The sequence below is a fragment of the Nonomuraea monospora genome (assembly GCF_039531895.1).
Taxonomy (GTDB): Bacteria; Actinomycetota; Actinomycetes; order Streptosporangiales; family Streptosporangiaceae; genus Nonomuraea; species Nonomuraea monospora.
This window is the reverse complement of the sequence record NZ_BAAAQX010000015.1, coordinates 1-25,083: the sequence shown is the minus strand read 5'-3', so window position 1 is coordinate 25,083 and position 25,083 is coordinate 1. Positions and strand designations below refer to the sequence as shown.

Genomic DNA, 25,083 nt, shown 5'->3' with positions numbered 1-25,083 from the left:
CGGCGTCCTGAGCCGGGCACAGGGGCCATTATGTCCTGCGGCCGGCGATGCGCTGCGGCGGTTCCTCGAAGCGCGAACGCTGCGGCGGCTGCCCGCTGACCTTCTCCACGATCGAGGCGGCGAGCTGGTGCAGCTTGACGTTCCTGTCCTGGGAGACCTGCCGGAGTATCTCGAACGCCTCCCGCGCCGTGCACCGCCGCTGCGCCATGACGATGCCGAGCGCCTGATCGATGATCGCCCGGGTGTTCAGCGCCTCCTTGAGCTGCGCCGCCACCTCCCGCATGCGGGCCGCGTCCAGCGCCGTACGGAACAGCACAGGCACGTGCGAGGCCGTGACGCGCAGCGCCACCCACGCCTCCTCAGGTAACCCCTCGGCGTCGCAGGAGTAGACGCTGAGCACCCCGAGCAGCACGCCGTCGTACTCCAGCGGCTCGCAGTGCACCACCCGCACCTCGGGCGCCCCGGCCGAGAAGCGCGGCCACCGCGTGTCGGAGGCCAGGTCGAGCACCGTCACCGGCTTGCCGGTGTCGAGCGCGTCGAGCAACGGCCCCTGCCCGGTGGCCTGCTGCAGCCCGTCGAGCAGCTCCGCCCGCGCGTGCGAGCAGGCCGCGGTGTGGAGGTCGTCCTCCCCGCACAGGGCGATGCTGAGCATCGCGCAGTCGGGCATCGCCCGGTCGGCGATGGTGACACAGTCAGTGAGCGCCCGCTCGAACTCCTCGATGTCGGTGGGCATGCTCGGCCGGTTCACCACGATCCCTCGCGATCGCTCGGAGTACTTCCAGGCTAGCCGTTCGACGCCGCACTCACGAGATGTAGGCGTCGACCTCGGCCAGATAAGCATCCTTGAGATGCCTGGGCAGCCAGGTGATCTCGAAGGCGTTGCGCTGGAGCTGGGCCAGCTCCTCGGGCGAGAGCTGCAGCGTGTCCTGCAGGGCGACGAGGTTCTCCAGCACGTAACCGTCGAAGTAGGCCGGGTCGTCGGAGCTGACCGTCACCCGCACGCCCAGGTCCATCAGCTTGCGGATGCCCTCGGCCTTCATCGACTCGGTGACGTAGCCGTTGGAGATCGGGCAGCAGGTCAGCCCCATGCCGCGGGCCAGCACCGCCTCCACCAGGCGCTGGTCCTCCAGGATGTTGACGCCGTGGTCGATCCGGTCGACGCCGATCTCCTCGATGGCCTGCCTGATGTGCTCGATCGCGTCGTCCTGGTCGACGTCGCAGTGCATGGTCAGCAGGTAGCCCTCCTGCCTGGCCCGCTCGTAGACCGCGGCGAACTTGCGCGGCGGGTTGCCCCGCTCGTCGGAGTCGAGCCCGACGCCGGCGATCCACTCCTTGTACGGCAGCGACTCCAGCAGCGTCGCCATCGCGTACTCGGCCTGGAAGTCGCGCAGGAAGCACATGATGAGCTGGGCTCGCACCCCGAGCTGCGCGTGCGCGTCCATCAGCGCCCGCCGCAGCCCCCTGATCACCACGTCGAACGGCACGCCGCGCGACGTGTGCGCCTGCGGGTCGAAGAAGATCTCCGCGTAGCGGACGTTCTGCTCGGCGGCCCTGCGGAGATAGGCCATGGCCAGGTCGTAGAAGTCGGGCTCGGTGCGCAGCACCTTCATGCCCTCGTAGTAGATCGTCAGGAACGAGGACAGGCTGTCGAAGGTGTACGCCGCCCGCATCTCCTCCACGGAGGAGTAAGGCAGCTTCAGGCCGTTGCGCGCGGCCAGCTCGAACTTCAGCTCGGGCTCCAGCGTGCCCTCGATGTGCAGGTGCAGCTCGCACTTGGGCAGACCGGCGATGAAATCCTTCACCGTCCCACCCTAGAAGATGATCGCGAGCCCCACCGCGAAGAGTGTCCCGTAGGCCAGTTGGAGCTTGCCCGTCTGCTGCAGCACCGCGATCAGCGCGGGGCCCACGGCCTTGCCCAGCACCGCCCTGATGGGGGAGATCGCCAGCGGCGCGGCCAGCAGCACCAGCGCGGCCCACGGCGTGATCGGCACCATCGCCAGCGCCACTGCGAACGGCAGCACCTGGCAGGCCACGTAGAGCGTACGGGTGCGCTCGGGCCCCAGCAGCACCGCCAGCGTGCGCTTGCCCGACTGGCCGTCCGTGCCGACGTCGCGCAGGTTGTTGACCACCAGCATCGAGCAGGACAGCAGCCCCACCGGGATCGAGGCCAGCAGCGCCGCCCAGCTCAGCTGCTCCGTCTGCACGTACGCCGTGCCGACCACGGGCACGACCCCGAAGAACACGAACACGGCCACCTCACCGAGGCCGCGGTAGCCGTACGGGCGCTTGCCGCCGGTGTAGAACCAGGCGGCGGCGATCGCCGCCGCGCCCACCAGCAGCACCCACCACGCCCGCGTGACCAGCACCAGGACCAGGCCGAGGACGGCGGCGAGCGCGAAGCAGGCCAGCGCGGCCGTCAGCACCTCGCGGGGCGTCGCCGCGCGCGAGCCGACCAGCCGCATCGGGCCGACCCGCTGGTCGTCGGTGCCGCGGATGCCGTCGCTGTAGTCGTTGGCGTAGTTGACGCCGATCTGCAGCGACAGGGCCACGAGCAGCGCCAGGACCGCCCGCCACCACACGAAGCCGCCTTCGCCGATCGCCACGCCGGTGCCCACCATGACGGGCACGACGGCGTTGGGCAGCGTGCGCGGGCGGGCTCCGGCGATCCACTGGGCGGGGGTTGCCATGTTGTCGTTCTACCTCTAGCTGATGTCGGTCGTGAGCCTGATCATCCGGACCGGACGGCCCATGTCGAGGACGCGCTCGGCCATGTCCTCGCCCCAGCCGGCCGACTCCAGGAAGCCGAGCATCGCGTAGTTCTCCGCGAACACCCAGGTGACGATCTGGCGGAAGCCGTCCTCGCGCATGTAGTCGACGGTGGCGTTGAGCAGGCGGCTGCCGTGGCCGCGCCGGACGAAGTCGGGGTCGACCAGCAGCGTCAGCATCTCGGCCACCCGCCCGGGGTCGAGATCGGGGTCCTCGGCGGGCGCATGCGAGACCAGCCCGACCACGCGCTCCCCGCCGCGGGGCGTGACCAGGGCGGCGCTGCCGCCCGCGCCGAGGGCGGGAAAGCCCTCGGTGTCGAGGATGGTCTCCACCGCCACCAGCACCCGGTGCATGGGGCTGGGCGGGGCGACGATCGCCTCGTCCCACTGGCGCAGCCACATCTTCTCGGCCGCCGCGCCAGTCATCTGCTCGAGAGGACCTTCCGGGAGGAAATCCCGATAGCCGTAGCGCCAGGCGCGGATCTGACAATTCGCAACCTGGAGTACATCCTCGCGCCGGGCCGCCCGGACGCCTACGTCTGCCATCTCGGCCCGCTCCTTCGCCTGCCGTCCATGCCACAAGGCACGAGTTACACCGTATCGGTGTTTGAGCCTTGCAGACGACGCGAACCCCGCTTCCTCGCCCGGTAAGCCCGTGTCTTGGTGCGGTTGCCGCATACCCGCATGGAACACCACGAGCGGGAACGGTTCTTCGACAGATCGATGAACGCCTGCTGACAGGATCCCTCCGCGCACACCTTCAGCCGGTCCCACGCCGCGCCCAGCGCCGCCGCCGCGATCCGCGCCAGCCCGCCCCGCACCCCGTCGGCCTCCGGCACCAGCTCAGGCCCCTCCGCCCGCATCGCGACCCGCAGCGGCAGGTCCGGAAGGTCGGCCCGATCGCGCCGCAACGCGGCCCGCAGGCCCTCGCGCAGCGCGTGCGCGATCTGCAGGTCGTCGTCGGTGGCGCGGTCGCGCGGGCCGATGAGGTCGTGCTCGCGCAGCCACACCGCCAGCTCGGCGGGGGAGGCCAGCTCGTCGGCCTGGGCCTCGACGTCGAACGTGTTCACGAAGTCTCGTACGAGCTCCGCGGGGAACAGCATGCCCGTCACTCTACTTGCCCGTGATCGCCATGGCTTGCCCACGCCTCCCCAGCCGTGACGTGCGTCGCTTCGGCGTGTCTCCTCAGCCCGTGACCGCCCTTCTTCGCCGCTTCTTTGCCGCGCCTCCTCAGCTTCCCGCGATCGTCGCCATCGCCTCGGCGAGCCTCCTGACCCCCTCACGCAGCTCCGACACGTGCGCGGCGGCCATGTGCGTGAGCCGCATCCGCGGCCCCGGCGGCTCCGACGGGTAGTACAGCCTGCCGGGGCTCACCAGCACCCCGTTCCGCCTGGCGGCCTCCACCAGGGCGGTCTCGTCCACGTCGGCGGGCAGCCGTACCCACAGATGCATCCCGCCCGCGGGCAGCAGGTGCGGCTCGGCCTCCGGCATGCGCTCGGCCAGCGCCGCCGCCAGCGCGTCTCGGCGCGCCGCGATCTCGGCGTGCACCGCCGCCAGATGCCGCCGCCACGCCGGCGACCCCACGAACTCCAGCGCCGTCTCCTGCAAGGGCCGCGCCACGAAGAACGACTCCACGAGCTGGCTCGCCCGCAGCCGGTGCGCCGCCGGCCCCCTGGCGATCACGGCCGCCACCCGCATGCTCGGCGAAAGGATCTTCGTCAGCGACACGATGTGCACCACGGTGCCGTGCCGATCCATGGAGGCCAGGGACGCGGGCGGCTGCGGGGTCAGGTACCGGGCGAAGTCGTCCTCCACCACGAACGCCCCCGCCGCCCTGGCCACCTCCAGCACCTGCTCCCTGCGCTCCGGCGGCAGCGTGGCGCCCGTCGGGTTGTGCAGGGTCGGCTGGCAGAAGAACACCCGAGCCCCGGTCACCGCGAACGCCTCCGCCAGCAGCTCGGGACGGACGCCGTCACGGTCCATGGGCACCGCCGTGGCCCGCAGCCCGGCAGCCTTGGCCGCCGACAACGCGCCCGGATACGTGGGCGTCTCGACCAGGATGGGCGTCCCCGGGGCCGCCAGCGCCCTGAACGCGTGCGTGAGCGCCGCCTGGCCGCCGCTCACCACGAGCGCGTCGGCGTCCGTCACGTCGCCGCCCGCCTGTGTCGCGAACCACCGCCGCAGCTCCCGCAGGCCCGTCAGCGGCGGCATCGCCCAGGCGTCCGGCCTGCGCACGGCCCGCGCCGCGGCGGCGGCGAGCTGCTTGTCCGGGCGCAGGCCCGGCCGCAGATACCCACCGGTCAGCGGCACCACCCCCTCGGGCGCCGCGCCCAGCAGCACCGACACGGGGCCCTCGTCCACCACCCGGTCGCCCAGCGCGACGGTCTGCCAGGACAGGTCGGGCACGTCCTGCGTACTGCCCGCCCGCCCCGTCACGAACGCCCCGCTGCCCGGCCTCGTCACCACCCGGCCCTCCGCCGCGAGCTGGCCGATGGCCCTGGAGACAGTGACGGGGCTGACGTTGTGGCGGCGCATGATCTCCCGGCTGGACGGGAGCCGGGCGCCAGGGCCGAGGCGGTCGGCCTCTTCGCGCAGTATCGCGGCGATCTGGACGATACTGCTATCGTTGTTCATGAAAGTCCAGAATAGCGCTACTGACGTCAGGGGAGTAGCGGTCCCGCCTCCTGTCCGGCCGGGCGGTGGCACCGGGTTGGCGTTCCTCGGCGTCCTGGCGTTCTCGGGGTCCATGCCGGCCACCGTCTTCGCGATCCGCGGCTTCGACCCCTGGCTCGTGGCGATCGGCCGAGCCGTCATCGCCGGATTTATCGCCATAATCTGCCTTAAAGCCGCCCGCCAGCCCCTCCTCCCACCCCGATCCCAGTGGCCCGCCTACGCCCTGATCATCCTGGGCGTCGTCCTCGGCTTCCCCGTCTTCAGCAGCCTCGCCCTCGGCCTCGGCGCCAGCACCGCCCACTCCGCCGTCATCGTCGGCCTCCTCCCGGCCGCCACCGCCATCTGCGCCGTCCTGCGCGCCGGCGAACGCCCCCGCCCCCTGTTCTGGGCAGCTTGTACGGCCGGAGCCGCCGCCATCACCGCCTTCACCCTCATCCAGCACCAGGGCACACCCTCCTGGCCCGACCTGCTCCTCCTCGGCGCCCTCGTCTCGGCCGCCATCGGCTACACGGAAGGCGGCCGCCTCGCCAAACACACCCCCGGATGGCAGGTCATCTCCTACGCCCTCGTCCTCTCCCTCCCACTCACCATCCCCGTCACGACCGCCCTCTCCTTCACCACCCCCATCACCCTCACCTGGGATGCCGTGGCCGGCTTCGCCTACGTGTCGGTGATCTCGATGTTCGTGGGGTTCATTCCTTGGTACGCGGGGCTTGCCAAGGGCGGGATCGCCCGGGCGGGACAGACCCAGCTCACCCAGCCGTTGATGACGATCGCCTGGGCGTGGTTGTTGCTGGGGGAGCGGTTCGGGGCGCTGACGGTGGTGGCGGCGCTGGCCGTCCTGGTGTGCGTGGCGGTCACCCAGCGCGCTCGTACGTGAGCAGCGGCCGTTGTGGCGTGCTTGGTCGTCACCCCAGCGCGCCTGCGCCCTAGCGGCGTCCCGCGCGGCTGCACTTGGGCAGCGCCGGGCACAGCCTGTATTCGCTTAGTGCCCGGCACGCCTGCCCTTGTCCGGCACGGCCTGCACTTGCCCAGCGCCTGGCGCACCTCGCCCTTGAGCGGCGTCCAGCACGCCACCCTTGCGTAGCGCCCGGCGCACGCGCACTTGAGCAGCGCCCGGCGCACGCGCACTTGAGCAGCGCCCGGCACGCCTGCGCCCTAGCGGCGTCCCGCGCGGCTGCACTTGGCCAGCGCCTGGCACGCCTGCACTTGAGCAGCGCCCAGCACTCCTGCACTTGACCAGCCTCCAGCGCGCCTGTACTTGAAAGCCGTGACGCCGCCCCGCAGGATGACAGTGGAGGTGTCACAACCATGGCGGACCTCACCATCCCAGAAGGCGGCTTCTGGCCGGCGCCGGAGATCCCGCAGCCCAACATCTATCCCATGGAATGGCGGGTGGAGACGGAGAAACTCGCCGCCATCTACGAGAAGTCCAAGCGCGAGCTCTGGAACCCGGCCGACCTGCCCTGGGACGGCCTCAACCCGGACGACTTCACCAGAGAACAACGCCTGGGCATCATGTACTGGTTCGCGGTCCTGGCGAACTTCGACGCCTCAGGGCCGGCCGTGTTCGCCCGCGCCACCATCCAGGCCTTCGAGAAGCACGAAGAGGACCCGGTCAGGAAGTGCTTCTTCTCGATCACCCGCGACGAGATGAACCACGAGGAATGCTGCCAGCGCACCATCGCCAAGCTCTGGCCGGGCGGCCCCCTCGACTGGACCCCCTCCGACGACCTCGAATCAGCCGCCCACAACAACATCGGCTGGCTCTACCACAACGGCGGCCGCTACTGGACCGGCTACAACTCGGCTGTCGGCAAGTACTCGCTGCCGGTACTGTTCACCAGCTTCATGATGGGCGAGATGGCGGCGTCCACGCTGTTCAGAGGCATGTCGTCAGGCACCCGGCATCCGGTCTTCAGCAAGATGTTCGAGCGCATCGGACGCGACGAGTCCCGCCACCTCAAGATCTGCATGACGATCCTCGAGAACGAATGGCCGGGCCTCACCGACGAGACCCGCTCCCTCATCACCCGCCAGCTCAGGGCAGGGTTCGTCTTCCTCAGCATGATCCTCTGGGAGCCGCCCGAAGGTTTCTGGGAACTACCGCCGTACTTCCTCGCCAACCACCGGGTGCTCATGGATCATGCCCGGCAGGCGGGCCTCGGGGTCCTCTCCACGGAGGAACAGGCGGAGAACTGGCGGGTGGCCATGGCGCACATCCGGGCCATCGTGGAGCGGTGGGGGATCGCGTTCCCGGCTATTCCCGAGTTGAATCTCGAAGGCGTCCGGGTGGACTTCATCGATCCCGAAGAGATAATTCCGGTCTTCTAACGCTCGAGATTTGAGGTCTACCGGGCAGGCAACCCGACGCGTTTTCCCGCCAAACAACAGCCGATTCAGAACCCAGTCCTTTATACCTTCGGCCACATTCAGCAGTCCGCATTACGGCGAGCAGCCGTCGCTCCCCTCGCCCGCGCTCCCCGCCACCGCAATCCAACCACACCCGCATTTGTCACTCACGCCCACACCGGGTCACTCACGCCCGCACCAGGTCGCTCACGCCTGCACCAGGTCGCTCACGCCTGCACCGGCCCGCTCACGCTCGGCACCAGCTCGTCCGTGCCGCCACCGGCTCGGTCACACTCGACTCGGCTGGGCCACGCCTCACCAACCCGCAGACGCCCGCTTCCCACCTCAGCCATGCCTGCACCAGCCCAGCCATGCCCCGCACCAACTCAGTCACGCCCGCATTGGCCCGGTCCCGCTCGCATGACGTGGCCTTCGCTAACCTCTCCCCGGCCACCGCCCGCTCCCGCGCCCGCTCCCTCTACCTCAAACCTCGTACTCTTGCCCGCGCCTCTTGCTCATCCCTGCGGCCCAGCCCCGGACCACTACCTCGGCCGGCCACCACCTCAGCCAGGCCACTGCTCCTCAGCTGGGCCACCACCTCAACCAGGCCACTGCTCCTCAGCTGGGCCACCACCTCAACCAGGCCACTGCTCCTCAGGCGACACATAACTCCCTCGATGCGGGATGCTGTACACCCACCCCTCATCACGCAGCAGCGAGATGGCCCGCCGCACAGTCTCCCGAGCGGCCCCATACTGCCGCACCAGCTCAACCTCACTGGGAATCTGCTGCCGTGACACGAACTCATGCCGCCTGATCCGCTCCCGGATCTCCCCGGCGATGTGCCGATAAAACGGGGCCTGCCGCCCAGCGGGCCCCAACTGCCCAGGAGCGTTGACGAACGTCCCCTCGCCCTGCCGTGTATGCACCAGCCCTTGGTTCCGCAGCACGCGGATCGCGCGGCGCGCAGTTGTCCGCGCGACCTTGAACTCCCGCTGGATCTCCGCCTCGCTGATCACGGGGTCTCCTGGCGCGAGTTCCGCGCGGATACGCGATCTGAGGACCTCGCTGATCTGGAGATATAGATAGGTGTCACCCTCGCGATTCAGCACGCTCCAAGGATATCCAATGGTGCGGTCAAACGAAGGGAAATTAAGAACCCTGATTCTTGGGCCATTTTTCGCGCTCAGTCACGTATGTGCCCCGATATGGCACCGTGAACACCCACCCCAGCTCCCTGAGATGCGCGACGGCCTGCCGCGCGGTCACCTTTGCGACGCCATATTGCCGCATCATCGCTTTCTCGCCGGGAATGGGCCTGTTGGACGGGATCTCGCCACGCTGGATCCGTTCGATGATCTCTGTGGCGATCTTCTGATAAATGGGCAGCTTCCTGGGCGATCGAGGCGTCCCGGGAGGCCCCACGAACGTACCCTCGCCCTGAATCGTGTACGCCAGCCCCTGCTCCCGCAGCTCCCGCGCCACCCTGCGGGCGGTCGTCCGGGCGATCTCGTACGTCTTCTCGAGAGTCGCCTCGCTGGGCACAGGATCGCCGGCTTTCAACTCGCCGCGTTCGATCTGATCGCGGACCAGGTCAGCGACCTGCTTGTAGATGGGCACGGGGCCTTCGCGATCTAGCACGCCCGGATTATAGACGAAACCGTACATGCTCGCTCAAAGCAGACGCCTTACGAGCGTACGCATACGGTCTCTAGACCTAAAGAGACGCTCGATATATAGTCGCGCTAGCAAGCCACGCAGGGTCACTGAAAGAACGAGCCCCACAGCGGGGCGAAACCCCTGATCGATCCGGGGGCCGGACCCTTCCTGCCGCCAGACCGGCCCCCGGATCCCACCTGCTCTCCCAAGCTCCCGGCACCACGGCCCGCGGCCCCTCATGCCCACCGCGTAGAGGAATCGCAAGGTGCCCGGCCGTTTGGCGATGGCAGACGCAGAGACCGAAGCCATCCGCCCCCCACGGACCCCGCCTCCCGCTGCACCAGTTGCCCAGCCATAATTGCCACGACCTCCGCACTCCGACACAGCGAACGTCACACGCACCCCCACATCCCGCCTGGAGCCCACCCCTGCACCGCCCCAAGCAGCTCCGGTGACCTCGACAGGATCGCAGCCGCTGCCCGCACGTTCTCTCCCATCACGTAAACACCTCGATCGCCCCACTCCTCCTGCACGCCCCGACTCCCGACAATCCCGGCTACATCGCCGACTCCGGAGCCGACACCCGAGTGCTGTGAGGCGCGTTCCTGGAGGGCGTCCTCGCCATCGTCGGCACTGCGCTCGCACTGTTCTTTGTCGTCAAGAAGCAGTAGGAGAGCACCGCCCTCGGCTACGACGGCCTCCGTCGCGTTGAGTCGCCACCATCACCGCCGGCATCGTCACGCTCCGCTAACAACCGACGGAACGCTCGCAATCACCCTTGCCCCAGTCGGCAGAGCACTCGTAGCGATCCACAACTGAACGCTCTTACTCAGCCCTCTGGCTCATCGTGAAGGGGTTCCGTTCAGCGGCCGGCACAGCTTCGGGCTGGCCACCAGGTACGCGGCAGAAGCCTGGCTCACCCGCACCCAAGGCCGGGGCCCGACCTGCCCCATCCCCGGTCCAAGTCGGACCCAGGCCCGTGCGCTCTGCGCCGAGTCGCCAGCCAGCCCACGCTCGGACCGATCCCAGAATCAACGCTCGCCCTGCACCGAAACCGCGACCAAAGCCGCAAGCCGTCCAATAAACCAAGCCTCAGCCGACGAGCACAACAACCCCGAACCCCAGCACCAGCTTGAGAAGTCGGAGTTCCCGATACCACATTCCCGCACCAGCGAGATCCTCAGCCACCAGAATCAAGTCCGACGGCCATCGCCTTGCATCGCTATTCTCTTCGATCTCAACCAGACCCTCGAAGGAAAGCTCGGAAAGCGCGATGGCCGTCACCATTTGGCCATCGCCCGCGAAATGCCGCGACTGGCTCGTGCGCCTGCGGTGCCGCTTCCGCAGGCGCACGCTCTCCTCACATCATCGCAGGCCGGTCTCGCCGTAACCATGCGATGCCGCCACCGCGCACACTCCTTCAAAGCAGTAACTCAGAGAGAAGGAGAATGGCGGCGGCCTCAGACCAAGTTTGATGCCTGCGCAGGGTCCGGCGCAGCAGATCTACCAAAAACCTGCCACCCACTTGCTCCGGCAGCCACAAACCAGCCGATTATGCGCAACCCATCGAAGGTCAGACATAAGAGCAACTGCCCCCGCCACAGCATATATATCGATAACTGAAGCCATCAGAGGACAAGTCTCACGACAACCCGGATCGCGTAACATCTGCACGACACAAAGAAAGAGGCTCAAGCGCGCGAAAATGGTGACGGCCATCGCGATCCTCCGAAGACGCAGTTCTGGAGGACTCCGAGTGCGATGGCCGCAAACAACAGTCTGCCGCCTACAGGCCGCTAAGTGAAGAGTTTCATGACCAGTGGCTCCGACTTTGTCGGAACACGATCGTCAAGAGAGGAACGCGTTGTCGCCGGACGGGTGTTGCGCCCCGTCCGGCGACAAAGGTGCCCCGAACACCCTGTTCGTGCCATGCCACCGCTCATGCGAACCGGACACCGCTGGCGACAACGCGAACAGGGCATCGCGGTCGGCGCACCCTGCGTTCGCGCAGGACCCTGGATGGCACGCCTGCCCACAACCTCAAAGGCATGGGCCCCACCCTGGACCTACGCGAGACCATGGACGTGGCCCCCTGCTTCCACGAGGCATGGGGACCACGTCATGACGAGTAGTTGCCGGCTGACGTCCGTTACGGCCTACCCGCGCCATTAGGTTCTCATGGCCGTCTCTTGGAAAACCACGGTTCGGCGCTATAAGCGGGATGATGCCTTTTGTGATTCGCTGCGGTCATAATCCGCCATGGAATGGATTTACAGCGGAATCCGCCTCCAAGACTCGTCCGCGATGATGAGGTGATCGAGCAGCCGCAATTCGACCGTCTGCGCGGCCTCGAGAAGCCTGGCCGTAGCCTCCAGATCCTCCGGGCTCGGATCGAGCGACCCGCCAGGATGATTGTGAGCCAGCCCGAACAGCGCCCCGCCGGCTGTCAGCACCTCCGTGATCACCTCCCGTACAGGCATCGGAGTGTGATCACTCCCACCCTCGGTCAGCACCGCCCGCTTGAGGATCCGCCCGCGCGTGTCGCACACCACCATCACCAACCGCTCGTGCTTGCGATCACGCAGCAGCGGCGCACACGCATGAGCCAGATCGGACGTGCTGGTGATGCGCTCACGCTCGGGCCACTCCTCCGCCCGGCGAACGAGATGAAACGCCGCAGCCACCCGAGCAGCCTTGGCGGGACCGATGCCACGCATGGTGAGTAACCGGTGCGGGTCGGACCGGCTCAGCCCATCGAGGTCTCCACAGGTCTCGATCACCTGCGTGGCCAGGTCGAGGGCGCTCGCCCCACGAAACCCCGAGCCGAGCAGCACGGCCAGCAACTCCCGATCCGCCAGCGCGGCGGCACCGCTGGACATGAGCCGTTCGCGCGGCCGGTCACGTTCGGACAGGTCTTTGACTCGCATCGGCAACCTCCGCAACCGTTGTATCAACGCGCACCGACAATCTCTGACCTGCGGATTCATGGCCGCGGTCGGCGTCCCATGCGTGGTTGTATGTGCGCCTTTGGCGCAGCGGAATGTGCCCACGTTGCAACGGCGCGCGGGACGGCGGCGACCCTGCACTCGCGAAGGACGCACCACCCCGCGATGACCGATGTGGCCTACGCCCTGCCTGAGGCCTCGCTTGCCGTACCCCTCGCAAGGCCACCGAGTCCGCCACTACGGCTGAATCCGCATGCGCGCCGGCCGGGAGGCGACAGGGGGACGGTCTCGTAACGGCACGCGGCGTTGCGCGTGGCCAAGGAGCTCTTCACCAAGAAGTACGCCGCTGGACGCGGCCAGATGGTCCTTTTTTGGACGCAGACACCATGGGGCACTCTCATCAGGGCGCCACACCATGGCCTGTAATCAGATGATCCTCAGCAGAAGTGCCCCTGCGGCAAGGTGGCTGCGACCGCGTACCCAAGCACAAGCAGCCATCCCCGCCATCTCAACCTTCGCAGCCGCGTCAGGTCGGGAAGCTCCGGGCAAGGTAACGCTCACCCGGAGCCTCCCGTCCTAAACGGGCATGCTGTACGTGATGCGGAACCGATCACCCGGAATCACGATGTCGCTGGTCTCCACCGGACGATCGCCCGCCCAATGGGTACGTTCCACATGCAGAACATGCACACCCGCCGCGAGATCCAGCGCATCGCTCTCCACCGGCCGGGGGATGCGGGTGTGGACGCTCTCCACGATCTCCGTGATCTTTATGCCGTGCGCGTACATACGCGCCACGATGCTCCGCCGCTCCTCCTCCGTGTGAGGAGTGAACTCCCGCAGTTCGTACGACGTCGCAAGCTGCAGCGGCCTGCCGTCCCCGCGGAAGACGTAATGCGTCTTGGTCAGCGTGGCGGACTCGGGCAGCCGCAGCCGTCTGCCGATGTCGGGGCCCGCTTCGGTGGGCTCGCTGTGCCAGTCCCATGTCACTCGCCTGCCTTGGGACTGCAGATCGGCGGCGAACGGGGCAGGGTGATCGAGAAAACGCCATCGGTACAGCGGTGTTAGATCGGGGCGTTCCCTTACGTAATGACCCGAGCCCACGCGTCCGATGATGAGGCCCTCACCCGCGAGCACGCGTAGCGCGTGGCGGGCGGCGGTCTCACCGACCTGATACTTGCGGGTCAGCTGCGCGCGTGAGGGGATCGGCGCGCCGGGGGGAAGGGTGCCGTCGGTGATCTGTCGCCGGATGTCTTCGACGACACGCAGGTAGACCGGATCTGAGGTGGCCACTAGTCCATCCCTGGGGGTTCGTGTGAGGCGTTGCCCCATGTTGCCGTATTCGGCAGGTAACCGACCGTCATCGATGACCGCTGGAGCCCCAACTTTGCGATGGCGGAAAATTATCGGAGAAACCTTGTAACGCAGATGTAAGGGGTCGCGATTCTCCGGTAGAGGTCGTCGATGTGTGTACCCCCGAGCACATATCGGCGACCTCTTCCATGCCCGCCCACCGCACCCGCCGCCTCCAGGACCTACGAAGATCCAGGCCAGACGCGGGCCAGCTGCGGATCCCGAAGCTCCCTTCGGTGCGTGTCACGTCGTCCCACCAGCTGGCTAGCCCCGTTCCATCGGGCCGCCACGCCGCTGCCCGCTCGCTGCTGGGCGTCCGTGCAACAGCCGAGTCCGTGCGTGTCGCCACCTTCAATACGCGCCGTCCACGCGCGTCCCACCGTCACAACGATCACCTGTGAACGACGTCGCGGGGACGTGTCTTGAAACGGCCTGGTCTAGGCCTCTTACGAGGTGAATGGGACGCCGACCAGGTCTCCTCCCAGCTCAGCGGTCGGCTGAGTCTCGCCTCGCAAGTTGATCCGCGGTCTGCTGGAGCGCCCCGATCCGGTGCACCATTTCGTAGTACAGGATGCTCAGGTGCTCGTCCATATGCCGACGGAGCCCGGCAAGCTCATCGCCGAGGGCGGCGATGTCCTGTCTCATCTCGGTGCGCAGGTCGGCGAGTTCACTCAGCACCAGCAGGATGCCGATCGCGGTGATGTCCACGCCCGTGCAGGCGCTCTTCTCGGGCGTCCGGATGCGCAGCATCAGGTCGAGGATCAGTGCCTCTAGGTTCACGCACTGCCTGCCTTTACCAGGGGAGAAGGGAGATCCCGTGCCGGCTGGCGTCGGGGTCTGTCGATGAGCACAGTGACATACCCGGGCGCGTACGGCTGCGCAGGAGGCGGCGGCGGGTGTGAATCTTTCTCCCGGTCCTCGGCGTGTTTCCTCCCCGGGTTTTGTTCTGCCACAGAGAGATGCGCAGGTGAATCAGGCCAAGCGGGGGTGAACCGGAGCAGAGCGCCGCACGCCCGTTGTGCGACAGCGAGGCGGATCCCTACGTCTCCAGCGCCCAAAGTGGACGCCTCACCGACGCGTAGCAGACGTCCTGCAGTCGCACCTGCCGACGGTTCAGGCAGACGGGCGTACGTCGAAGTGGACGACCGCTCTCACGACAAGACCTGCCTTGCCTGTGAGCAGGGCCGCAAGTCGCTGGCCGTGGTGGCAACCACCAGGCAGCGGGGACAACAAGGCGCAGCGCCGAATGGTGCTCAATACGTACATGCCGAGCAAAGTCGACAGGAGACCCATTGGCGGACTAAGCAGCAGAGAAGTAAGGCGACTGCCCGCCTTCGACCTCATGCTTCGTTGGCTGCTTGACCCCTGGAGTAGGGCCTCCCGCCTTGTCGACTCCGCGAAATACGGGCATCAACCTGCTCATACGCAAGCCATCCAGAGCAGCCGCTGCGATGAGCCAGCTGTCCGCCACGAAGCAACTCTCCCCATCGCGGTGATCAACCAAGCGGCCCAACTCCGGGCTCTCACCTCTGCGGCCTCTCCACACGCCAGTGCCCTCACCCAGCGCAAGCCCTCAGACCACCAAGCGTCTAAGTGGTCACCAGGTATCGCAGCCGATTGGCCGTACCCCGGACAGACACCTCTTCCTAGGTTGTGACAGCGAACCCTTTCATCCTCCACCGGATCTCCGTACACGTCCTGCACCGCGCTGGGCTGCACCACCAAGAGGGCCTACATGATCGACATCGGCAAGCTCCTCCCCTCCGACCGGAATGTCTGGGAGGGCTTGTTCCGCGCGTACATCGACTTCTACGAACGCGTCGAACCGGACGAGATGTACGAGCGAGCGTGGCAGGAATTCCAGGCGGACACCCGCCTGCACGCCCTCGGCGCGAGGTTGGACGGCCGGCTGGTCGGCATCACCCACTTCCTGACCCACGGAAGCACTTCCGCGCCCGACACCGATGTCTGCTACTTGCAGGATCTGTTCACGGCGGGTGACGTCCGAGGCAAGGGCGTGGGGCGTGCGTTGATCGAGGCCGTCACCGACTGGGCTCGGCAACGCGGCTGTTCTCGCGTGTACTGGAACACGCACGAGTCGAACAGCACGGCACGACACCTGTACGACAAGGTCGCGGAGAACCGGGGTTTCATTCGCTACCAGATCGAACTGCCCCGATAAGGATCTTCCGGCCGATGTTCGATGACGTCGGAGGTGGCCGAGCCGCGCAGGTGACCTCCATGCCATACGCGTGTTGTTTATGTGACTTCGGCGACAGGAGATTCGGTCGGCTTGGCCATGCAGGACACCCCTGAAATCCGGGGAAGAGCGCCTTGGCCCGGCCAACGCCGCACATCGGCTTGATCCGTCCGGCTCGCGCAGGTCGATCCGGACGATGCGGCCTGGCAACCAGGGGCCCGTGGAGGTGGGCAAAAAGCGGCTCCAGGCAGGCGAAGCGGGGTGGCGACGTCCAATGGATTTCCGAATCCAGGTAGCGTTCGCACTATGGCATCGCCAACTGGAACCACCGACGCGCCCTTCGGCCGTATGCTGACCGCGATGGTCACGCCGTTCACCTCCGACGGCGAGGTCGATTATGTGGCTGTGCGACGTCTTGCCGCCTATCTGGTGGACGAGCAGCGCAATGACGGACTGATCGTCAACGGGACGACCGGGGAGTCGCCCACCACCTCGGACGAGGAGAAGCAGCGCATCGTCAGCGCCGTCCTCGATGCGGTCGGCGACCGCGCTACTGTGGTGGCGGGGGCGGGCACCAATGACACCTGCCACAGCGTCGAGCTCGCGAAGCAAGCGGCACGCGTTGGCGCGCACGGCCTGCTGGTGGTGACGCCTTACTACAACAAGCCTCCGCAGGAGGGTCTGTACCAGCACTTCACCGCAGTTGCCGATGCAACCGACCTTCCGGTGATGCTGTACGACATTCCCGGACGTAGTGGCGTGCCGATCAAAACTGAGACCTTGCTGCGGCTGGCGCAGCACGAGCGCATCGTGGCCGTGAAGGACGCCAAGGGTGACCTGTTCGCCGCCAGCCAGGTGATGGCCGCGACCGATCTCGCCTTCTACTCCGGCGACGACCTGCTCAACCTGGCCTGGCTGTCTCTCGGCGCGGCCGGGTTCGTCAGCGTGGTCGGGCATGTGGTGGGCGCCGAGCTGGCCCGCATGATCCACCTGCACAAGAACGGCGACGTCGCCCAGGCCCTGGCCGTGCACACTCAGGTGACCCCCGTGGTGGACGGGATCATGTTGCGGGCGGGCGGCGCAATCATGGCGAAGGCGGCACTGGGCATGGTGGGAGTACCGGTCGGTCCGGTACGACTGCCGCTCGTGGACGCCACAGAGAAGCAAATCGCCGAGCTGCGTGCTTGCCTGGTAGCCGGCGGGGTGAAGTTGACAGACGCATAGGAACGGGGAGGAACCGGGAGTTTTGAGAACAAGATCTGACCGTGGGGGCCAGGCATGAGCCATCCGCATCCTGAGCTTGGCCCCCCGCCGGTGCTGCCTGAAGGCGGCCTGCGCATCGTCGCGCTGGGCGGGCTGGGAGAAATCGGCAGAAACATGGCCGTCTTCGAATATGACGGTCGCCTGCTGGTCGTCGACTGCGGGGTGCTTTTCCCCGAGCCCGACCAGCCGGGTGTCGATCTCATCCTGCCTGACTTCGAATACATCAGGGACCGGCTCGACGACGTCGAAGCCGTGGTCCTGACGCACGCCCACGAAGACCACATCGGGGCGGTGCCGTACCTTCTGCGTGAGCGGCGCAATATTCCGCTCATCGGCTCCAAGCTCACGCTTGCCCTGATCGAGGCCAAGCTGACCGAGCACAGGATCCAACCGACCAAGGTCGAGGTCATCGAGGGCGAACGGCACGTGTTCGGGCCGTTCGACTGCGAGTTCCTCGCGGTCAACCACTCCATTCCCGACGCCTTGGCCGTCGCCATCAGGACGCCTGCGGGCATCGTCCTGCACACCGGCGACTTCCGGATGGACCAGCTGCCGAGCGACGGCCGCCTCACCGACCTCGGTGGGTTCGCCAGGCTCGGCACCGAGGGCGTTGACCTGCTGATGTCCGACTCCACCAACGCCGAGGTGCCGGGGTTCGTCACCAGCGAGCGGGAGATCGCGCCGGTCATCGACGAGGTGATCCGCACCTCCGAGCAGCGCGTCATCGTGGCGAGCTTCGCTTCGCACGTCCACCGCATCCAGCAGGTCATGGACGCCGCCGCCAGGCACGGTCGCAAGGCCGCGCTGGTCGGCCGGTCCATGGTGCGAAACATGGGCGTGGCCCGCGACCTCGGCTACCTGAAGGTCCCGCCGGACCTGATCGTCGACTCGCGCGACATCGAGGAGTGGCCGCCAGAGGACGTGGTGCTGATCTGCACCGGCTCCCAGGGCGAGCCGATGGCCGCGCTGTCGAGGATGGCCAACCGCGACCATCCGATCCGCATCGCCGAGGGCGACACCGTGCTGCTGGCATCGTCGCTGGTGCCGGGCAACGAGACCGCGGTCAACAAGGTCATCAACGGCCTGACCAGGTGGGGCGCCCGCGTCGTGCACAAGGGCAACGCCAAGGTGCACGTCTCGGGGCACGCGGCCGCGGGCGAGCTGCTCTACGTGCTCAACCTGACGCGTCCCTCGAATTTCATGCCGGTGCACGGTGAATGGCGCCACCTTCGCGCCCACGCCAAGCTGGCCGCTCTCACCGGCGTGCCCGACGACCACATCGTGATCGCCGAAGACGGCGTCGTGGTGGACCTGGTCGACGGTCGCGCGCGGATCGTCGGTGCGGTTCACGCCGGGTACGTCTACGTCGACGGCTCCTCGGTGGGCGAGATCACCGACACCTCCCTGAAGGACCGCAGGATTCTCGGGGACGAGGGATTCATCTCCGTGGTCGTCGTGGTCGACTCGAACACGGGCAAGCTCACCGCCGGCCCCGAGATCCACGCCCGTGGATCCGGCATTGATCCGGCACAGTTCGACGAGTTCATCCCGCAGATCGAACGGGCCCTCGCGGAGAAGGCCGCGGACGGTGTGGTCGACATGCAGGAGATCCGTCGGGTGGTACGTCGTACGGTGGGGCGCTGGGTGAGCGACACCTACCGGCGCCGGCCGATGATCATTCCGGTGGTGGTCGAGGTCTGAGCCTCTTACGGAAGGTACGGCAGGTGCTTCCGCCTGCCGTACCTGCGGAGGTTCAACCTGTAGTCGCTGGGGTCGTTCCGGCCTGGGGCCTGGCCGGGCTGCTTTTTGCGGTTTCTGTGGGAGTTCGGCCTGTGCCTCCTGCGGACGTTCGGCGCGCGGGTCTTGCGCCGGGCGATGCCGGACTCGTGGCCTGTGATGACTGGTCAGGGCGGTTCGCCGTTCGGTTCTGTGAACCGATGAGAGGCCGCCGCCAGGTGCTTCCAGCGTCATGTCAGCGCCAGAACTGACAGTGGTCGGTCTGCTGGCGCCTGTCTCGTGTCGCCGCGTTCTCACACGGCACTTCTGTCCGCGTTCGTCACGGCTCCTTCGTCTGAGCCGACGGGCCATGGCGTCCCGCGTGCGTGCGAAGACATCGCGCAGCCGTTGGAGTGAGGTTTTCAGAGACGGCACGTCACGCGTCCCTGCGGCGGAGTAGCAATACGGCGGCGCACAGGGGGATGGCCGCGTACGCGAGCATGACTGTTGCGGCTGCCAGTGGTGACAGAAGTGAGCCGTACACCGAGGTGGTGATGATGTCACCGGTGATCTGGCGGGGCAGGGCGCCGATCATGAGGGAGCCGAGGCGTTCACTCCATGGCTCCGGGATTCTGCCGATGATCATCGGGATCACGTAGACGAGACCGACGATGATGGCCGTCGTGCCGGCCACGGAGCGGAGGATCGCGCCCAGTCCTACGCCGAGCAGTGCGAACACAGGCACCGTGAGACTCAGCGCGAGCAGCAACGGCAGCCGGTCACTGAAGGCGGTGGTGTAGGCACCGGAGAAACGGTCGCCGACTGCGGCGCGGGCCACGAAATAGGTGCCGAAGACCGCCACCACACCGACGAGCAGGCCCAAGCCGCCCACGACCACGGCCTTGGCGGCGAGAACGGGCCAGCGCCGTGGGACGAGGGCCAGGCTGGTTCTGATCAAGCCTGTCGTGTACTCGGACGTGATGGCCAACGCGCCCAGGATGCCCATGCAGAGCTGAGGGATGATCGTGAACACTTCCTCCAGGTCCGCGATCCGGGCACGTGCTTGCTGCTCGGGCGAAGCGGTGTCGTACATGCCGGCCGCCGCTGCGGCGAGGGCAAGGCCGAGGAGGACGGTGCTCAGACCGAGCCCGAGGATCAAGTAGGTCGAGCGGACAGAGCGGATCTTCAGCCACTCGGAGGTGAGGACGGTCATATCCGCGTTCCTTCAGGCGAGAGATTCGGACGAGTGCGTGTGCGGCGGAGAACTGAGTGTTGTGCCGCGTCAGCCGTTGCGGTTCGGGGACGTTCGTGCGGTCGGCCTGGCGAGCCAGCGGATGTGCTCAGCATGGGGATGGAGACGTATCTCGGGTGCGTCGGTTCGGATGTCCGGGCGCATCCATGTGACAGAGGGGCGTCCGGGTGAGCTGAGTGAGGTCTGAGAGTGCGTACGGTCATGCGTCTCTTCGCTTCAGTTGGTAGTAGCCGACGGTGAGGGCGACGAGCGGGTACGCGAGGAGCACGAGCAGCGCGGCCCAGGGAGGTAGGAGGCCTTCTCCTAGACGGGAGGAGAGCCGTTGGCCTGCCATCTGGGGGACGAGGTTCGGCAGGAGGAACGTGGCGATACGCGTGTTCCACGGTGCCGGCAGGTAGGTGGCCACGCCGGGAAGGACGAACAGCAGGGCGACGACCGACATGATGGCGCCTGCTGTGGATCGCATGGCGGTGCCCAGGCCGAGGCCCACCAGAGCCAGGGCGGACACCGACAAGCCCGAGGCGAGCAGCATGGGCAGCCCGTCGGTGAACGAGACCTGGTTGAAGCCCAGGTGATGGCCGTTCGCGAGTAGACGGCTGGTCGCGTACGTGAGGAAGAGGATCACGTTGGCGGCCACGAAAGTGACCGCGGCGACGATTCCTGCCTTGGACAGAAATAAGGTGCTGCGCCGTGGGACGGTGATCAGGGCGGTGCGGATCATGCCTGTGGCGTACTCGGAGGTGATCGCGAGCACGCCGAGCAGTGCCAGGCTCATCTGGACGAGCGGCAGGAATCCTTGCTCGGGGGCCGCCGCGCGTAGTGTGCCGCGTTCGTCGGCGAGGGCGGCCACGTACAGCGTCCAAACGATGCCCAGGAGCACTGTCAGGGCCGCTGCGCCGATGGTGTGAAATGTCGAGGTCACTGAGCGGAGCTTCAGCCATTCGGAGGACAGGACCGTCTTCATCGGGCCGCTCCGTACTGCACGCTGTCGGCAGTCAGAGCCATGTAGGCGTCCTCAAGAGATGGATAGCGGGCCGTCAGCTCCGCGACGGTGGCCTCGGCGATGAGCCGGCCACGGCCGACGATGATGATGCGCTCCGCGGTGAGGGCCATCTCGCTCATCAGATGACTGGAGAGCAGGATCGTGCGGCCTTCGGCGGCCAGCGAGCGCATCAGATCGCGGATCCAGCGCACACCGTCGGGGTCGAGCCCGTTGACTGGTTCGTCGAACATCAGGATGCCGGGATCTCCCAGCAACGCCGCCGCGATGCCGAGCCGCTGTTTCATGCCCAGAGAGAATCCGCTCACCCGTTTACGCGCCACACTCGCCAGCCCGACCTGATCGAGCACCTCGAAGACGCGTTTGGGACCGATGCCGTTGGTGCGGGCCAGGCACAGCAGGTGGTTGTAGGCGCTGCGGCCACCGTGGACGGCGCCCGCGTCCAGAAGCGCCCCGACCTCGCGCATCGGCTCGCGCAGTGAGGCGTATCGCCGGCCGTTGACCAGCGCCTGGCCCGACGTCGGCGCGTCCAGGCCTAGGATCAGGCGCATCGTGGTCGACTTGCCTGCGCCGTTGGGGCCGAGGAACCCGGTCACATGGCCGGGCTCGACCTTGAAGGAAAGGCCGTCTACGGCGACGGTGGCGCCGTAGCGCTTGGTGAGATGGTGGAGTTCGATCACGCGGTAAAGGATGCGGGGAAGTGGGGCGGCGGCGCGTCGGACCACGGTTCGAACTTCAAGGTCAGACCCTGGGTTGACGTGCGAAGCCCACTTCAGCGACTACGGTTCAACGCGTGAACGACACCCACCCCTTCTACGCCAGGCGCATGAGCCGTCGCCAGCTGGTCATGCTCGATGCGGCGGCGGGCGCGTGCGCGGCGTTCATCTTCTTCACCGTGACGGTGCATGCCGAGGCGCTGCCACCATGGATGCGGCTTGCTCTTCCCGCCGGCCTGGGCCTGCCACTGGCTCTGCGAAGACTCTGCCCCCTGCCCGTCTTCTGCTTCACCCTGGTGGTCGCCGTCTACGCCGCGCTGATGGGTGCGGCGGGGCTCGTGTACCTCGCACCGGCGTACGCCCTGTACATCGTCGCGTTGTCCGACAGACTCGGCCCTGCGGTACCGACGTCGGCCATCGCGGTGGTGAGCCTGGTGACCATCGTCGGCATGACGGTGGCGGGTACGCCTCGCGACGTGGCCCCTGACTGGCTCTTGCACCTCGACCAGCCGCTCCTGGGCATCGCGGCGCTGGGAGGGGCGTGGACGATCGGCCGGGCCGTACAGGAGCGCAGATCCTATGCCGTACGTGACGCGGAGCGGATGGCGGCGCAGGCCGTGGCGGATGAGCGGTTGAGGATCGCTCGTGAGCTGCATGACGTGGTCACACACAGCGTGGGGCTGATCGCGGTCAAGGCCGGGGTCGCCAATCACGTCATGGCGACCAGGCCGGAAGAGGCGCACGACGCCTTGCGCGTGATCGAGACCGCCAGCCGGAGCGCTCTGGTCGAGATGCGGCACCTGCTTGGTGTGCTCAGATCTACGTCGGTGCCCGACGGCGTGCCCATGCCTGGCCTGGCGGGGATCCACAACTTGGTGGAGCAGGCTCGGCTGGCCGGGGTTGAGGTGAAGCTCGATCTTCGCGTGGAGGCCGGCGAGAGAGCAGGCGCTGGGGCGCTACCGAAGGAGGAAGCGGCAGGGCTGCAAGGGGAGTTTCTCGGGGAGGAGCTTGCATCTGGACGTGCGGGTGCGCGGCAGAGGGAGGCGGAACCGGGGAGAGCGGATTCGGCTCGGGAGCGGGCGGCGCCGGGGCGGGCAGAGGTTTCGCGCGCAGATGCGGCGCTAGGGAGAGCAGAAGCAGGGCGGCGAGCGGCGGCGCCGGCATGGGCGGACGTCGTGCGGCGGCAGGAAGGGGGAGAGTCGTCTGCTGGTGCGGTGTCGCAAGGGCGGACGGCTGCGCGACAAGAGGAGGAAGAAGCCTGGGAACGGCTGCCTGACGGCGTGGGCTTGGCGGTTTATCGCATCATGCAGGAGGCGCTCACCAACGTGGTCAAGCATGCCGCGCCGACTCGCTGCCGCGTGTCGCTCGTCATCGGGCGCGAGGAGGTTGGAATTGAAGTGGTCGATGACGGGCCGGGGCGGCGCACGTTGCCTGGTGACGGTGCTGGACATGGTCTGATCGGCATGCGAGAGCGGGTCACGATGTACGGCGGTGCGTTCGAGGCTGGGAGTCTGCCTCAGGGTGGGTTTCGCGTGTTCGCCACATTGCCGTATGAGGAGGTCTCGTGATCCGAGTGGTCATTGCCGATGATCAGGCGTTGCTCAGGGGGAGCTTCAAGGTGCTGGTCGACTCCGAGCCCGACCTGGAGGTCGTGGGAGAGGCGGCGACTGGGGCCGAGGCTGTTGACGTCGTGCTGGAACGGCGGCCGGATGTCGTACTCATGGACGTGCGCATGCCGGGAATGGATGGAATCGAAGCGACTCGTCGTATCAAGGATGTTGCTCGGGTACTCGTGGTGACGATGTTCGACCTCGATGCTTATGTGTACGATGCGCTCAGGGCCGGAGCGAGTGGATTTCTCTTGAAAGATACGCCGCCCGCCGATCTGCTGGCCGCTGTACGGGTGGTGGCCGGGGGAGAGGCGCTGCTGGCGCCTACAATCACGCGTAGACTGATCGAAGAGTTCACACGTACTCCCGTTCTGCCTCAGGTTAAAGGGCTGGAGGGCGTAACGGAGCGGGAACGGGAAGTTCTGCTGTTGATTGCGCGGGGGCTGTCCAATCGGGAGATTGCTGCTCACTTGCAGGTCAGCCCGGCTACAGTGAAGACGCACATCACGCGGCTGTTGTCCAAGCTGGAGGCCCGGGATCGGGCGCAGCTCGTTATTGCGGCATATGAGAGCGGGCTGGTTTCGGCTGCCGCGTGATGGCGCTCGGATCGGCGTGCTGCTGGCCGGTCTCGTGTTAGAATGTGTTCACCTTAGAGTGTTTTTGATAGCCATTCCATGTGTGCGCCGCCGAACGGGCCTTTTCTTTCGCCTACTGCATCGAGTAGCCAGTGTGCGGTCTCTTCTGCTTGTGTGATTAATTCAGGTGGGTAGCGCAGTAGAATCTGATGCTCTGCGAATTCGTCTACGTCGTCCAGGATGAGTCGCCCGTCTCTCATGCGAATCACGTCTAGGTCGAGGTCGAGCATCGTGATCTCGTCGTCGTTCCATTCCGGGATTGTTGTGACGTCGACGTAGATTTCGCTTTTGTGGGGTGGGCTGTTGAAGGACGCCGTCCACCAGGCGTCCCGGGGGAACAGCATGATTGCGGTTGTCTCCCAGGTCACAGGTGGGCCTTCGCCCTTGCGGGCGACCGTGCCACCTGGGACTTCGGCCCAAAGGCCGTGCTCGTCCTCACCAAGTAGTCGAGCGCGATGGTTCCAGTGCAATGCGCCGCCGTATTTTCTGAAGACGATTCGCACGTCGGTCATATGAAGAGACATATCCCTGCTGAGTGGTCGTCACACGTGACGCTTGTGGTGGGTTGACCGGGCTTGATGGCGTGGGCCCGGATGGCGGATGGCGGGTGGTGGGACGTGCGGGATGGCTGGTCGGCTCTCGGCGACGTCGGTCCCTGCGTAAGTGCACGTCGGACGAAGCGAGGGCCTCACCGGTCGGCGGGGAGGTGCGTGAGGAAGGCGTGAAGGTCTCAGCGGGCCGGTGAGGCAGTCGCGGGGTGAGGCGCTGTTGGGCGGTCAGGTAGGTGGGGTTAGGCGGCGAGGTAGGTGGGTTGGCGGTCAGGAAGCGCGGTTGGGCGGTCAGGTAGGTGGGGTTAGGCGGCGAGGTAGGTGGGTCAAGTCGGAGGCCAAGCGGTCTTAGGAAGACAAGATCCGACGTCAACTCCTTGGGTCACAGAACGACAC

At 66.9% G+C, this 25,083-nt stretch carries 22 protein-coding genes and 1 pseudogene; 7 read left to right on the top strand and 16 right to left on the bottom strand.

The features are described from left to right. Positions 1-28 precede the first annotated feature (28 nt). The 6 genes from ABD331_RS27465 to ABD331_RS27440 all read right to left on the bottom strand — a co-directional run bounded on the left by ABD331_RS27465 (position 29) and on the right by ABD331_RS27440 (position 5,399). A complete protein-coding gene (locus ABD331_RS27465; RefSeq protein ID WP_344480417.1) occupies positions 29-733 on the bottom strand; it encodes a GAF and ANTAR domain-containing protein in 705 nt (234 codons plus the stop codon). A gap of 70 nt (positions 734-803) precedes the next feature. Continuing rightward, on the bottom strand, positions 804-1,802 hold the full coding sequence (locus tag ABD331_RS27460) for an adenosine deaminase (protein WP_344480414.1): 999 nt from the start codon (positions 1,800-1,802) through the stop codon (positions 804-806). A 9-nt stretch (positions 1,803-1,811) separates the two neighbouring features. Next, positions 1,812-2,687 (bottom strand): 1,4-dihydroxy-2-naphthoate polyprenyltransferase, encoded by an 876-nt coding sequence (locus ABD331_RS27455; protein WP_344480411.1) that lies wholly within the window; start codon positions 2,685-2,687, stop codon positions 1,812-1,814. Positions 2,688-2,702: 15 nt separating this feature from the next. After that, entirely contained in the window at positions 2,703-3,191 is a 489-nt protein-coding gene (locus tag ABD331_RS27450; RefSeq protein WP_080042081.1) for a GNAT family N-acetyltransferase, read from the bottom strand. A gap of 164 nt (positions 3,192-3,355) precedes the next feature. Next, complete coding sequence (locus tag ABD331_RS27445; protein WP_344480406.1) at positions 3,356-3,868, bottom strand: CGNR zinc finger domain-containing protein; 513 nt, start codon at positions 3,866-3,868, stop codon at positions 3,356-3,358. A 127-nt stretch (positions 3,869-3,995) separates the two neighbouring features. Next, complete coding sequence (locus ABD331_RS27440) at positions 3,996-5,399, bottom strand: aminotransferase-like domain-containing protein (RefSeq protein WP_344480403.1); 1,404 nt, start codon at positions 5,397-5,399, stop codon at positions 3,996-3,998. 76 nt (positions 5,400-5,475) lie between these two features. Here ABD331_RS27440 and ABD331_RS27435 point away from each other — a divergent pair, with 76 nt between their 5' ends. Together ABD331_RS27435 and ABD331_RS27430 are read left to right on the top strand one after the other, a co-directional pair. Beyond that, the gene (locus tag ABD331_RS27435) at positions 5,476-6,318 is read left to right on the top strand and encodes a DMT family transporter (protein ID WP_344480400.1); all 843 of its coding nucleotides are present in this window, start codon (positions 5,476-5,478) and stop codon (positions 6,316-6,318) included. A gap of 431 nt (positions 6,319-6,749) precedes the next feature. Continuing rightward, on the top strand, positions 6,750-7,772 hold the full coding sequence (locus ABD331_RS27430; protein WP_344480397.1) for a hypothetical protein: 1,023 nt from the start codon (positions 6,750-6,752) through the stop codon (positions 7,770-7,772). A 653-nt stretch (positions 7,773-8,425) separates the two neighbouring features. On the opposite strand, the gene ABD331_RS27425 is transcribed toward ABD331_RS27430, so the two are convergent. From ABD331_RS27425 to ABD331_RS27400, 6 genes are all read right to left on the bottom strand, one after another. Beyond that, the gene (locus ABD331_RS27425; protein WP_344480394.1) at positions 8,426-8,902 is read right to left on the bottom strand and encodes a GntR family transcriptional regulator; all 477 of its coding nucleotides are present in this window, start codon (positions 8,900-8,902) and stop codon (positions 8,426-8,428) included. 40 nt (positions 8,903-8,942) lie between these two features. Further along, on the bottom strand, positions 8,943-9,458 hold the full coding sequence (locus ABD331_RS27420; RefSeq protein WP_344480391.1) for a GntR family transcriptional regulator: 516 nt from the start codon (positions 9,456-9,458) through the stop codon (positions 8,943-8,945). A 1,083-nt stretch (positions 9,459-10,541) separates the two neighbouring features. Next, on the bottom strand, positions 10,542-10,802 hold the full coding sequence (locus tag ABD331_RS27415; protein ID WP_344480388.1) for a hypothetical protein: 261 nt from the start codon (positions 10,800-10,802) through the stop codon (positions 10,542-10,544). 917 nt (positions 10,803-11,719) lie between these two features. After that, positions 11,720-12,376 (bottom strand): RadC family protein, encoded by a 657-nt coding sequence (radC, locus tag ABD331_RS27410; protein WP_148443256.1) that lies wholly within the window; start codon positions 12,374-12,376, stop codon positions 11,720-11,722. Positions 12,377-12,970: 594 nt separating this feature from the next. Continuing rightward, the gene (locus ABD331_RS27405) at positions 12,971-13,687 is read right to left on the bottom strand and encodes a GntR family transcriptional regulator (RefSeq protein WP_344480385.1); all 717 of its coding nucleotides are present in this window, start codon (positions 13,685-13,687) and stop codon (positions 12,971-12,973) included. Between the two features lie 546 nt (positions 13,688-14,233). Further along, entirely contained in the window at positions 14,234-14,527 is a 294-nt protein-coding gene (locus tag ABD331_RS27400; RefSeq protein ID WP_344480382.1) for a hypothetical protein, read from the bottom strand. A gap of 955 nt (positions 14,528-15,482) precedes the next feature. Here ABD331_RS27400 and ABD331_RS27395 point away from each other — a divergent pair. The 3 genes from ABD331_RS27395 (at position 15,483) to ABD331_RS27385 (ending at position 18,911) form a co-directional block, all read left to right on the top strand. After that, the gene (locus tag ABD331_RS27395) at positions 15,483-15,929 is read left to right on the top strand and encodes a GNAT family N-acetyltransferase (protein ID WP_344480379.1); all 447 of its coding nucleotides are present in this window, start codon (positions 15,483-15,485) and stop codon (positions 15,927-15,929) included. Between the two features lie 324 nt (positions 15,930-16,253). Next, positions 16,254-17,171 carry a 4-hydroxy-tetrahydrodipicolinate synthase gene (gene dapA, locus ABD331_RS27390; RefSeq protein WP_344480376.1) on the top strand — a complete coding sequence of 306 codons (918 nt, stop codon included), beginning with the start codon at positions 16,254-16,256 and terminating at the stop codon, positions 17,169-17,171. Positions 17,172-17,225: 54 nt separating this feature from the next. Then, positions 17,226-18,911 (top strand): ribonuclease J, encoded by a 1,686-nt coding sequence (locus ABD331_RS27385; protein ID WP_344480373.1) that lies wholly within the window; start codon positions 17,226-17,228, stop codon positions 18,909-18,911. 451 nt (positions 18,912-19,362) lie between these two features. Here ABD331_RS27385 and ABD331_RS27380 read toward each other — a convergent pair whose 3' ends face one another. The 3 genes and pseudogenes from ABD331_RS27380 to ABD331_RS27370 all read right to left on the bottom strand — a co-directional run. Beyond that, a complete protein-coding gene (locus ABD331_RS27380; protein WP_344480370.1) occupies positions 19,363-20,139 on the bottom strand; it encodes an ABC transporter permease in 777 nt (258 codons plus the stop codon). Between the two features lie 238 nt (positions 20,140-20,377). Then, a complete protein-coding gene (locus ABD331_RS27375; protein ID WP_344480367.1) occupies positions 20,378-21,142 on the bottom strand; it encodes an ABC transporter permease in 765 nt (254 codons plus the stop codon). Positions 21,143-21,204: 62 nt separating this feature from the next. Then, positions 21,205-21,858, bottom strand: a pseudogene (locus ABD331_RS27370) (ABC transporter ATP-binding protein); the annotation flags it as partial. A gap of 113 nt (positions 21,859-21,971) precedes the next feature. Here ABD331_RS27370 and ABD331_RS27365 point away from each other — a divergent pair. After that, on the top strand, positions 21,972-23,462 hold the full coding sequence (locus ABD331_RS27365) for a sensor histidine kinase (RefSeq protein WP_344480361.1): 1,491 nt from the start codon (positions 21,972-21,974) through the stop codon (positions 23,460-23,462). Further along, on the top strand, positions 23,459-24,100 hold the full coding sequence (locus ABD331_RS27360; RefSeq protein WP_344480358.1) for a response regulator: 642 nt from the start codon (positions 23,459-23,461) through the stop codon (positions 24,098-24,100). The genes ABD331_RS27365 and ABD331_RS27360 overlap by 4 nt, the downstream gene beginning before the upstream one ends. Positions 24,101-24,153: 53 nt before the next feature. Here ABD331_RS27360 and ABD331_RS27355 read toward each other — a convergent pair whose 3' ends face one another. Then, entirely contained in the window at positions 24,154-24,651 is a 498-nt protein-coding gene (locus tag ABD331_RS27355; RefSeq protein WP_344480355.1) for a DUF402 domain-containing protein, read from the bottom strand. Positions 24,652-25,083 lie beyond the last annotated feature (432 nt).